The following is an 11,507-nucleotide window of genomic DNA, read 5'->3' as shown; positions in this document are numbered from 1 at the left end:
CCCGGCTACCCCGCCCCCCAGCCCAACGACCTGGTCATCCACCAGCAGGACCTCCAGGCCGTGGTCAACGCGCTGTGGCAGGGCGGCGCCCGGGGCATCCAGGTCATGGACCAGCGGCTCATCTCCACCAGCGCCGTGCGCTGCGTCGGCAACACCCTGATCCTCCAGGGCCGCGTCTACTCGCCCCCGTACAAGGTCACCGCCGTCGGCGACCTGGGGAAGCTGCGCCAGGCGCTCACCGACTCCCCGGCGATCCAGAACTACCAGCTGTATGTGAAGGCCTACGGGCTCGGCTGGAAAGTCGACGAGCACAAGGCGATGACTCTGCCCGGCTACTCGGGCACAGTGGATCTCCACTACGCGAAGCCGGTGGGATAGCGCGGGAGGGGGCGGCCCGGTGGCTGTGGTCTCGGTGCGGCTGGTCGTCAGGACGCTCAGCGAACTGTGCCTCACGGTCGGCACCCTGATCGTCCTCTTCGTCGCCTACCTCCTGTACTGGACCGGGGTGAAGGCGGACAGCGCCGCCGACCGCCAGATCTCCGACCTGCGCCACCAGTGGGCACGCGCCCCCGCCCCGTACACCGAGGGAAAGTCCTTCGCGGTCATGTACATCCCCAGGCTGGGGAAGGACTGGCACAAGCCCGTGCTGGAGGGGACCGGCGTCAAGGACCTCCAGAAGGGCCTCGGGCACTACGCCACCACCACCCGGCTCGGGCAGCCGGGCAACTTCTCGGTGGCCGGGCACCGGCGCACCTACGGCGACCCGTTCAAGGACTTCCCCGAGCTGCGGCCAGGCGACGCGGTGGTCCTCACCGACGGGACGACCTGGTTCACCTACCGCGTCGACACCAGGCCCTACCGGACCGTGCCGAGCGATGTCGGGGTCATCGACCCGGTCCCCGCCGAGTCGCCGTTCCGCTCCCCCGGCCGCTATCTGACCCTCACCACCTGCGACCCGGAATGGGGCAGCAGCCACCGGCTGATCGCCTGGGCCCACCTCGACTCCACCCGACCGGCGGCGCAGGGCAAGCCCCAAGCTTTGACCGGCTGAGCCCCTGCCCACGGCGCCGCCCCTTAGTCTGGTGCGGTAACGATCGTCGGAAGGGACAGCGGACCGCATGTACGGCTGGATCTGGCGGCATCTGCCGGGCAACGCGTGGGTACGGGCGTTCACTTCGCTCGTACTGGTACTGGCGATTGTCTATGTGCTCTTCCAGTACGTCTTCCCGTGGGCGGAGCCGCTGCTGCCGTTCAACGATGTCACCGTCGACCAGGGCAGGGGAGCGACCCGATGAGCGCACGCGTTCTCGTCGTGGACAACTACGACAGCTTTGTCTTCAACCTGGTCCAGTACCTGTACCAGCTGGGCGCCGAGTGCGAGGTGGTACGCAACGACGAGGTGTCCCTGGCACACGCCCAGGACGGCTTCGACGGCGTACTGCTCTCGCCGGGCCCCGGAGCGCCCGAGCAGGCCGGTGTCTGCGTCGACATGGTGCGCCACTGCGCGCGGACCGGGGTGCCGGTCTTCGGCGTCTGTCTCGGCATGCAGTCGATGATGGTCGCGTACGGGGGTGTGGTCGACCGGGCGCCCGAGCTGCTGCACGGCAAGACCTCGCCGGTCCTGCACGAGGGCGTCGGTGTCTTCCAGGGGCTGCCGTCGCCGTTCACCGCGACCCGGTACCACTCGCTGGCCGCCGAGCCCTCGACGCTCCCCGCCGAGCTGGAGGTCACCGCCCGGACGGCCGACGGGATCATCATGGGGCTGCGCCACCGGGAACTTCCGGTGGAGGGCGTCCAGTTCCACCCCGAGTCGGTCCTGACCGAACACGGCCATCTGATGCTCGCCAACTGGCTGGTGCGGTGCGGGGACGCGGGAGCCGTCGAGCGGTCGGCAGGCCTGGCACCGGTGGTGGGCAAGGCCGCGGCGTGACGGCCGTCCGGCCCGAGCACGAGTACGACCCGCTGACGGACCCTTCCCCAAGTTCTCGGCTCCGCTCGAACAGGGGAGGCCCCAACCCGGCGGGTGGTCACGGGTCGCCTTGGTTCCGGGCGGACAGCACCCCGCAGGACCAGGGCCAGGGCACCGGCCAGGGGCAGGCTCAGGCGCAGGGGCCGAACGATGCCTACGCGCGCGTACGCGCGGAGGAGCCGGCGGCCACCCCGGCCGCCCCGGCCCAGGAGTGGTACGCGGAGCCCGCCGCCCAGCCCCTGCCCGAGGACGTCCCCTTCGACGACTCCACCATGGCGCTCAAACGGATAGCCGACGCGCCCGCGCCCCCCACCGGCGGGCGCGCCGAGCGGCGCCGGGCCGCCAAGGCGCGCGGACACCGGGCCTCCGCCCCGGCCGCGTCCGCACCCGCCGGGCCCGCGGCGAGCGGCCGTCCGCCGACCCGCGCAGAGGCGCGCCGGGCCGCCAAGGCGCGCAAGGACAGCCCTGCCGTGGTGGCCAGCCGAATCATCGGCGAACTGTTCATCACGCTCGGCGTGGTGATGCTCCTGTTCGTCACCTACCAGCTGTGGTGGACCAACATCCGCGCCCATCAGCAGGCGGGCAGCGAGGCGAAGAAGATCACGCACGGCTGGGACAGCGGCAAGCAGGCCCCCGGCGCCTTCGAGCCCGGCGAGGGCTTCGCGATCATGCACATCCCGAAGCTGGACGTCGTCGTCCCCGTCGCCGAGGGCACCAGCAAGCACAAGGTCCTCGACAAGGGCATGGTCGGCCACTACGGCCAGGGCAGCCTGAAGACCGCGATGCCGGGCGACAGGACGGGTAACTTCGCGGTCGCCGGGCACCGCAACACGCACGGCGAGCCCTTCCGCTACATCAACCGGCTCAAGCGGGGCGATCTGGTGATCGTGGAGACCCAGCAGGCGTACTACACGTACGCGATCACCGGCATGCTCCCGTCGACCAGCCCCAAGAACGTCTCGGTGCTCAAGCCGGTCCCGGTCGGCTCGGGGTTCACTCGGCCGGGCCGCTACCTGACACTGACGACCTGTACGCCCGAGTTCACGAGTACGTACCGAATGATCGTGTGGGGCAAGATGGTCGACGAACGACCGCGCAGCAAGGGCGTGCCCGACGCGCTCGCCGGCTGACGGAACGACAGACAGGTGCCGTGGAGTTGAGGACCGAGCACGACGAGCAGCAGACCGAGGCCCCCGTCCCGCCGCGCCCGCGCCGCCGCGGCGCCGTCGCGGGGGCCGTGAGCGTCCTCGGCGAGCTGCTGATCACGGCCGGGCTGGTGCTCGGCCTCTTCGTCGTCTACTCGCTGTGGTGGACCAACGTCATAGCCGACCGTGAGGCCGCCAAGCAGAGCAAGGACGTGCGCCGCGACTGGGCCAACAGCGGCCCCGGGGCGCTCGACACCAAGGGCGGCATCGGCTTCCTCCACGTACCCGCCATGAAGAACGGCGAGGTGCTGGTGGAGCGGGGCACCGACACCAAGGTGCTCAACGGCGGCGTCGCGGGCTACTACACGGACCCCCTGAAGGCGGTCCTGCCCGGGAGCGGCGACAAGGGCAACTTCACGCTGGCCGCGCACCGCGACGGCCACGGCGCCAAGTTCCACAACATCGACAAGATAAGGACCGGGGATCCGATCGTCTTCGAGACGAAGGACACCTGGTACGTCTACAAGACGTTCGCGGAGCTCAAGGAGACGTCGAAGTACAACGTCGACGTCCTGCAGCCGGTGCCGAAGGAGTCCGGCGCGAAGAAGCCGGGCCACTACATCACCCTGACGACGTGCACGCCCGTCTACACCTCCGACTACCGCTACATCGTGTGGGGCGAGCTGGTACGCACCCAGAAGGTCGACGAGAAGCGCACGAAGCCGGCGGAGCTGCGCTGAGGGCCTTCCGCCCGCCGTACGTTCGTCCGTACCTCCCTACGAAAAAGCCCCGGCCCCCTGTGAAGGGGGCCGGGGCTTCTGCGTACCGGGTCAGCGGCCGGAGGGGCCGCCGAACGGGAAGTTCCCGCCGTCCTGGCCCTGGTTTCCGCCGCCCCCGCCGAACGTCGTCAGGACGATGGCGGTGGTGGCCGGGTCGGACGGTGTGGCGGCCGGCGGGGTCTGCGAGATGACCCGCGCCTTGTCGTCGGTGGAGCTGCCCGGCGCGAACTGGATGTTGCTGAATCCGGCCGCGTTGAGCATCTCGGTGGCCTGCTTCACCGTCTTGCCGACCACGCCCGGCACGCCGACCGGCACGGGCGTCTGGGGCCCCTTGGAGACCTTCAGGACGATCTGGACGTCCTTGGTCTGGTTGGTGTTGCCCTTGGGCGTCTGGTCGACGACCTGGTTGACGGGCTTGTCCGAGTCGACGTCCTGGCGCGAGACGTTGGTGAAGCCGAGCGTGCTGAGCTGGTTCACGGCCGCGGTGTAGTCGGTGTTCGTGACGTCGGGGATCTTGGACGTCTTCTTCTTGGCGATCGAGAGCGTGACCTCGGTGCCCTTCTCGGCCTGCTGCCCGCCCTTGGGGTCCTGGCTGACGACCGTGCCCTCTTCGGCCTCGGACTCGACCGTGGTCGTCTTCACGGTGAAGCCCTTCTCCTGGAGGAGCTGGGCCGCGTTGTCCTTCTTCTTCTCCGTGACGTCCGGGACCTCCACCTTGGGCGCGCCGGCGGAGACGACGACCGTGACCGCCTCGCCCTTGTTCAGCTTGCCGCTGGTCGGGTTCTGGCTGCAGATGCTGTCCTTGGGCTGGTCGGCGCAGGGCTCCGTCTTGGCCACGGTCAGCTTGAGACCGACGTTCGCCGTCAGGGTCTCGGCCGACTTGCGGGTCTCACCGACGAGCTGCGGCACCGGCACCTGGCCGCTGTCGCCGTTTCCGCCGAAGACCGACTTGCCGATCAGGATCGCGCCGACGAGCACCAGTACACCGGCCAGCACCAGCAGGATCGTCGAGGTGTTCGACTTCTTCTGGCGGCGTCGGGCGGGGCGGTCGTCGTAGCCGTCGTCCGGGCTGATCGGGGGCAGCATGGACGTCTGGCCCGCCGCGTCCGCGGGGCGCAGGGCGGCCGTGGGCTGGTCCTGGGGGCCCGAGGTGTAGGCGTCGTAGCCGCCGTAGCCGACCGCGCCCATGGCGGAGGTCGCGGCGACCGGCTGGCCGTCGAGGCAGGCCTCGATGTCGGCGCGCATCTCGTCCGCCGACTGGTAGCGGTAGTCCGGGTCCTTGACCAGCGCCTTCAGGACGATGGCGTCCATCTCGGGCGTGATCTCGGGATCGAAGTTGCTCGGCGGCTGCGGCTCTTCCCGTACGTGCTGGTAGGCGACCGCGACCGGCGAGTCGCCGACGAACGGCGGCCGTACGGTCAGCAGCTCGTAGAGGAGGCAGCCGGTGGAATACAGGTCGGAGCGGGCGTCGACCTGCTCGCCCTTGGCCTGCTCCGGGGAGAGGTACTGGGCGGTGCCGATGACGGCGGCGGTCTGCGTCATGGTCATACCGGAGTCGCCCATGGCCCGCGCGATGCCGAAGTCCATGACCTTGACCTGGCCGGTGCGCGTCAGCATGACGTTGGCCGGCTTGATGTCGCGGTGGACGATGCCGGCGCGGTGGGAGTACTCCAGGGCCTGGAGGATGCCGACCGTCATCTCCAGCGTGCGCTCGGGCAGCAGCTTGCGCCCGGAGTGCAGCAGCTCACGCAGGGTGGACCCGTCGACGTACTCCATCACGATGTACGGAATGGAGACCTGGTCGACGTAGTCCTCGCCGGTGTCGTAGACCGCGACGATCGCCGGGTGGTTGAGCGAGGCGGCGGACTGGGCCTCCCGGCGGAACCGGGCCTGGAAGGACGGGTCGCGGGCGAGGTCGGCCCGCAGCGTCTTCACGGCGACGGTGCGGCCGAGCCGGGTGTCGTGCGCGAGGTAGACCTCCGCCATGCCACCACGACCGAGCACCTGGCCCAGCTCGTACCGGCCGCCGAGGCGACGCGGCTCTTCCATAACGTTCCAGCCCTCTCCGTCAGTCCCGACCGCACCCGTGTGTGGTCCGGCGGTGTGCTGTTCGCGCATACGCTACCGGGCACCGGTGGCTGATCCGTCCGTGACCGTCAGCTGATACCGGACCGGTACAGGGCGCGAAAGACGTTTCACGTGAAACGAGGACCGTTTCACGTGAAACGTCCTTGGATCACTTCTTGAGCACCGCCCGCATCACGGCCTTGGCGATGGGGGCGGCCAGCCCGCCGCCGGAGATGTCGTCACGGTGGGCCTCGCCGTCCTCGACGACCACCGCGACCGCGACCGGGGAGCCCTCGCTGGTCTTGGCGTACGAGATGAACCAGGCGTACGGCTTCTCGCTGTTGTTGAGGCCGTGCTGGGCGGTGCCGGTCTTGCCGCCGACGGTGACTCCGTCGATGGCGCCCTTCTTGCCGGTGCCCTCGGCGACGACGTTCTCCATCAGCGCCTGGACCTTCTGGGCGTTGGCCGCCGACAGCGGCTGGCTCATCTTCTCCGGCTGGGTCTTGGTGAGGACGTCCAGGCTGGGCGACTGGAGCTGGTCGACCATGTAGGGCTTCATCAGCTTGCCGTCGTTGGCGACGGCGGCGGCGACCATGGCCATCTGGAGCGGGGTGGCGCGGTTGGAGGCCTGGCCGATGCCGGCCATCGCGTTCTGCGGGCGGTTGTCCTTGGGGTAGACGCTGGCGTCGGCGCGGACGGGGGTGAAGATCTCGTCGTTGAAGCCGAACTTGTTGGCTTCCGCGATCATCTTGTCGTTGCCGAGGTCGTCACTGATCTTGCCGAAGACGGTGTTGCAGGACCACTGGAGGGCCACCTTGAGCGTGGCATTCTCACAGGGGATGGTCCCCTCGTTGTTCAGCGGCATCGTCGACTGCGGCAGCTGGTACGGCACCGGGGAGCGGGTCGGCTCGTCGATGCTGGAGTACAGCCCGTTCTCCAGCGCCGCGGAGGCGGTGACCACCTTGAAGGTGGAGCCGGGCGGGTAGGTCTCGCGCAGCGCCCGGTTCAGCATGGGCTTGTCTTTGTCCTGGAGCAGCTTCTGGCGGGCCTCACCGTCCGCCTTGGAGTTGCCCGCGAAGACCGACGGGTCGTACGACGGCGTCGAGGCCAGCGCCAGGATCGCGCCGGTACGCGGGTCGATCGCGGCGACCGCGCCCTTCTTGTCGCCGAGCCCGTCGAAGGCGGCCTTCTGGGCGGCGCTGTTGAGGGTGGTGACGACGTTGCCGCCCTGCTTCTTCTCGCCGGTGAACATCGAGAGCGTCCGGTCGAAGAAGAGCCGGTCGTCGTTGCCCGAGAGGATCTTGTCCTCGATGTTCTCCAGCTGCGAGGAGTCGAAGGCCTGCGAGTTGTACCCGGTCACCGGCGACCACAGGGCGCCGTTGTTCCAGGTCCGCTTGTACTTGAAGTCGCTGCCCTGGGTCTCCTTGGACGCGGTCATCGGCTGGCCGTCGGCCGTGATGATGTTGCCGCGCTCATGGGCGAACCGCTCGATCTGGACGCGCCGGTTGTACTTGTGCGTGTTCAGCTCGTCGGCGCGCACGTACTGGAGCCAGTTGTCACGGATCATCAGGGCCATGATCAGCAGCCCGCAGAAGATCGCGATCCGGCGCAGGGGCTTGTTCACGGTCGGACCACCTGGGTCATCTCGGCGTCGGGGGACGGGGCAGGGGCGGGCGCCGGGCGGCGGGCGGTGTCGCTGATGCGGATGAGGATGCCGATCAGCGCCCAGTTGGCGATGACGGAGGATCCGCCCTGCGCGAGGAACGGCATGGTCATACCGGTCAGCGGGATGAGGCCCATGACACCGCCGGCGACCACGAACACCTGGAGCGCGAACGCGCCGGAGAGGCCGATGGCCAGCAGCTTGCCGAACGGGTCGCGCGCGGCGAGCGCGGTGCGCACACCGCGCTCCACGATCAGGCCGTAGATGAGGAAGATCGCCATCATCCCGGCCAGGCCCAGCTCCTCGCCGACGGTGGAGAGGATGAAGTCGGCGTTGGCGGCGAAGCCGATCAGGTCGGAGTTGCCCTGGCCGAGCCCCGTGCCGAGCGTGCCGCCGGAGCCGAACGACATGATCGCCTGGCCGATCTGCTCGCAGGCGCCGGTGGTCTTGTAGCAGCCGAAGGGGTCCAGCCAGGCGTCCACACGCAGCTTCACGTGCGGCTCGAAGGAGGCCACCGCGACCGCGCCGGCCGCCGACATCAGCAGACCGAAGACGATCCAGCTGGTGCGCTCGGTGGCCACGTACAGCATGATCACGAAGAGGCCGAAGAAGAGCAGCGAGGTGCCCAGGTCGGTCTCGAAGACCAGGATGAGGATCGAGACGCCCCACACCACGAGGATCGGACCGAGGTCACGGCCGCGCGGCAGGTACAGACCCATGAAGCGGCGGCTGGCCAGGGCCAGCGCGTCCCGCTTGACCATCAGGTAGCCGGAGAAGAACACCGCGATGATGATCTTCGCGAACTCGCCGGGCTGGATGGTGCCCAGACCGGGGATGGAGATCCAGATCTTGGCGCCGTTCACCGCCGGGAAGAACATCGGCAGGATCAGCAGGAACAGCGCGAACGCCATCGAGATGTACGTGTAGCGCTGGAGGATCCGGTGGTCCTTCAGCAGCATGAGTACGCCGATGAACAGCGCCACGCCGATCGCCGTGTACAGCATCTGCTTGGGCGCGTCCGGGTGGAAGGCACCGAATGCGTTCTTGGCTCGCTGGATCAGGCGCGGTGACTGGTCCAGGCGCCAGATCATCACCAGGCCCAGCCCGTTCAACAGCGTCGCCAGCGGCAGCAGCAGCGGGTCCGCGTACGGGGCGAACTTGCGCACCACGAGGTGCCCGACGGCCGCGAGCAGCCCGAGGCCGAGGCCGTAACCGAGCATGCCGGATGGCAGCTTGCCGGTCATGGCCAGGCCCACGTTGGCGTACGCGAACACCGGGATGGCGACGGCGAAGACGAGCAGCGCGAGCTCGGTGTTGCGGCGGCTCGGTGCGTCGATCGCGCCGATGGTGGTCGTGTTGGTGACAACGCTCATGGTGTGGAAAGGCCCCCTACGGCTGCCTACTGCTTACCGCACTGCGGGACCAGCTTCTGCTCTTCCTCCGAGAGGCTGGGGCCGGGCGTGGGAGTGGCGGTGGTCTTGGTGGACCCGGTCTTGCCGGGCGACGGAGAGGCCGTCGTACCGGTCTTCGGCGGGTTCTGGCTCTCGGCGGCGCGCCGCTGCTCGTCCTTCTTGCACGCCGACGCCTGCGTGGACAGTTCGGTGATCTTGGCCTGGGCCTTGGAGAGACTGCTCTCGGCGATCGTGGCCTCGACCTGCTTGCGCTGGTACGGCGGCAGGTACTTGAGTTCGACCTCGGGGTGGTCGGTCTCCACCTTCGACAGCTTCACCCAGGCCAGGTCCTGGCTGATGCCCTGGTAGAGCGCCACGTGCTCGTCCTTGGTACCCACGTAGTACTGCGTCTGCGTCCAGCGGTAGCCGCCGTACAGACCGCCGCCGATCACGGCCAGGGCGAGCACGATGTAGACGGATCTCTTCAGCCACTTGCCGCGCCGCGGCTTGACGAAGTCCTCGTCCGAGTAGGAACCGAAGGTGCCCTCGGGCGGGGCGCCGTAGCCGCTGTCCTCACCGCTGCCGGGCGGGCCGAAGCCCCCCTGCGGCGAGGCGGGGCGGCCCAGGCCCGAAGCGCGGCCCGCCGGGGTCTGCATCGCCCCGTCGTCGTTGAGCTGCAGCTGGTTCTCCGCGACCGCGCCCACGATCACCGGGATGTCGCTGAGCTGTCCGGCCAGCGTGTCACCGGAGTCGACGTCCAGGACGTCCGCCACGATCACCGTGATGTTGTCCGGGCCGCCGCCGCGCAGCGCGAGCTGGATCAGCTCCTGCACGGTCTCCTGCGGGCCCTGGTAGCTGGCGAGGGTGTCCTCCATCGTCTGGTGGGACACCACCCCCGACAGGCCGTCGGAGCAGATCAGATAGCGGTCGCCCGCCCGCACCTCACGGATCGACAGGTCCGGCTCGACATGGTCGCCGCTGCCCAGCGCGCGCATCAGCAGCGAGCGCTGCGGATGCGTCGTCGCCTCCTCCTCGGTGATACGGCCCTCGTCCACGAGCCGCTGCACCCAGGTGTGGTCCTGCGTGATCTGGGTGAGCACCCCGTCGCGCAGCAGATACGCGCGCGAGTCGCCCACGTGCACCAGGCCGAGGCGCTGGCCCGTCCACAGCAGAGCGGTGAGCGTGGTGCCCATCCCCTCCAGCTGGGGGTCCTCCTCGACCATCATGCGCAGCTGGTCGTTGGCGCGCTGCACCGCCGTACCCAGCGACGTGAGGATGTCGGAGCCGGGCACGTCGTCGTCGAGCGTGACCAGGGTGGAGATCACCTCGGAGGAAGCGACCTCGCCGGCCGCCTGGCCGCCCATGCCGTCGGCGATCGCGAGGAGGCGCGGACCCGCGTAACCGGAGTCCTCGTTGCCCTCGCGGATCATGCCCTTGTGGGATCCGGCGGCGAAGCGCAGGGAGAGACTCATGCCCACCTCGCCCGTCGGCTCGGGGTACAGCCGGTCATGTCGAGCCACACTGCCCACCCTCCGGTCGGGAGCCCGTCCCGGTCCGTCGTCCGGACCGCCGCGGCTCGCTCGCTCCGCTCGCTCATTGTCGTACTACTTCCGCAGCTCGATGACGGTCTTGCCGATGCGGATCGGCGCGCCCAGCGGAATCGGGGTCGGGGTGGTGAGCCGCGTCCGGTCCAGGTAGGTGCCGTTGGTGGAACCCAGGTCCTCGACGATCCAGTTGCCGTCACGGTCCGGGTAGATCCTGGCATGCCGGCTCGACGCGTAGTCGTCGTCGAGGACGATCGTCGAGTCGTGCGCCCGGCCCAGCGTGATGGTCTGGCCCTGCAGCGCCACCGTGGTGCCGGTGAGCGTGCCCTCGGACACCACCAGCTTGGTGGGCGCGCCACGGCGCTGGCGACTGCCCGACGGCGCGGCCTGCTGGCCGCGCTGCTGCGGCGGCGCGGCAGCGGCGGCCTGCCGGCCGGTCTGCTGGCGGCCCGTGTCCCCGCCGCGGCGCGAACCGCGCTGGGTGACCCGTGTCCCGAACAGATCACTGCGAATGACCTGAACGGCCACGATGACGAACAGCCACAGTACGGCGAGGAAACCCAACCGCATGACCGTGAGGGTCAGCTCTGACATTGCCCCCGCTTCACCCTTCGGCTTGCCGGTAAACGATGGTGGTGCTGCCCACGACGATCCGCGAGCCGTCGCGGAGCGTAGCGCGGGTGGTGTGCTGCCCGTCCACCACGATGCCGTTGGTGGACCCGAGATCCTGGATCGTCGAGGGCGTTCCGGTCCGGATCTCACAGTGCCGGCGCGAGACGCCGGGGTCGTCGATCCGCACATCGGCGTCGGTGCTGCGACCCAGCACCAGCGTCGGGCGGGAGATCTGGTGGCGGGTGCCGTTGATCTCGATCCAGCGCCGCACCTGGGAACCCGGCATGGGGCCGGGAGCCGTCGGGCGGCGGTCCGCGCCGGGGCGGCCGGCATCGGC

General features: G+C 69.4%; 12 protein-coding genes. 6 read left to right on the top strand and 6 right to left on the bottom strand.

What is annotated here, in order from left to right; genetic code table 11:
* From ACJA3G_RS18120 to ACJA3G_RS18095, 6 genes are all read left to right on the top strand, one after another.
* The coding region (locus tag ACJA3G_RS18120) for a DUF881 domain-containing protein (protein ID WP_406554038.1) at nt 1-378 on the top strand (378 nt) is incomplete at its 5' end.
* Between the two features lie 34 nt (nt 379-412).
* Nucleotides 413-1,051, top strand: a complete 639-nt coding sequence (locus ACJA3G_RS18115; RefSeq protein WP_406554040.1) for a class E sortase — start codon at nt 413-415, stop codon at nt 1,049-1,051.
* 67 nt (nt 1,052-1,118) lie between these two features.
* Nucleotides 1,119-1,295: a hypothetical protein gene (locus tag ACJA3G_RS18110; RefSeq protein WP_406554037.1), complete on the top strand. Its 177-nt coding sequence runs from the start codon at nt 1,119-1,121 to the stop codon at nt 1,293-1,295.
* Nucleotides 1,292-1,930, top strand: a complete 639-nt coding sequence (locus ACJA3G_RS18105; protein ID WP_406554036.1) for an aminodeoxychorismate/anthranilate synthase component II — start codon at nt 1,292-1,294, stop codon at nt 1,928-1,930. The genes ACJA3G_RS18110 and ACJA3G_RS18105 overlap by 4 nt, the downstream gene beginning before the upstream one ends.
* A complete protein-coding gene (locus ACJA3G_RS18100) occupies nt 1,927-3,099 on the top strand; it encodes a class E sortase (RefSeq protein WP_406554035.1) in 1,173 nt (390 codons plus the stop codon). Before ACJA3G_RS18105 ends, ACJA3G_RS18100 begins: the two co-directional genes overlap by 4 nt.
* Nucleotides 3,100-3,119: 20 nt before the next feature.
* Nucleotides 3,120-3,854, top strand: coding sequence for a class E sortase (locus ACJA3G_RS18095; protein ID WP_406554034.1), 735 nt, complete (start codon nt 3,120-3,122; stop codon nt 3,852-3,854).
* Nucleotides 3,855-3,944: 90 nt separating this feature from the next.
* Here the strand turns inward: ACJA3G_RS18095 and pknB are convergent, their stop codons facing one another.
* The 6 genes from pknB to ACJA3G_RS18065 form a co-directional block, all read right to left on the bottom strand.
* Nucleotides 3,945-5,942, bottom strand: coding sequence for a Stk1 family PASTA domain-containing Ser/Thr kinase (gene pknB, locus ACJA3G_RS18090; RefSeq protein ID WP_406554033.1), 1,998 nt, complete (start codon nt 5,940-5,942; stop codon nt 3,945-3,947).
* Nucleotides 5,943-6,129: 187 nt separating this feature from the next.
* Nucleotides 6,130-7,584, bottom strand: a complete 1,455-nt coding sequence (locus ACJA3G_RS18085; protein ID WP_406554032.1) for a penicillin-binding transpeptidase domain-containing protein — start codon at nt 7,582-7,584, stop codon at nt 6,130-6,132.
* Nucleotides 7,581-8,996 (bottom strand): FtsW/RodA/SpoVE family cell cycle protein, encoded by a 1,416-nt coding sequence (locus tag ACJA3G_RS18080; RefSeq protein WP_406554031.1) that lies wholly within the window; start codon nt 8,994-8,996, stop codon nt 7,581-7,583. Before ACJA3G_RS18080 ends, ACJA3G_RS18085 begins: the two co-directional genes overlap by 4 nt.
* Before the next feature lie 26 nt (nt 8,997-9,022).
* Nucleotides 9,023-10,486, bottom strand: a complete 1,464-nt coding sequence (locus tag ACJA3G_RS18075) for a Stp1/IreP family PP2C-type Ser/Thr phosphatase (protein ID WP_406554039.1) — start codon at nt 10,484-10,486, stop codon at nt 9,023-9,025.
* Between the two features lie 132 nt (nt 10,487-10,618).
* Entirely contained in the window at nt 10,619-11,152 is a 534-nt protein-coding gene (locus ACJA3G_RS18070; protein WP_406554030.1) for an FHA domain-containing protein, read from the bottom strand.
* A gap of 10 nt (nt 11,153-11,162) precedes the next feature.
* Nucleotides 11,163-11,507: FHA domain-containing protein (locus tag ACJA3G_RS18065; RefSeq protein WP_406554029.1), on the bottom strand; the 345-nt coding region annotated here is incomplete at its 5' end.

The sequence above is a fragment of the Streptomyces sp. YS-3 genome (assembly GCF_045257485.1).
Lineage (GTDB): Bacteria > Actinomycetota > Actinomycetes > Streptomycetales > Streptomycetaceae > Streptomyces.
Note: the sequence above shows the minus strand (reverse complement) of the source record. Positions and strands in the feature narration are given on the sequence as shown.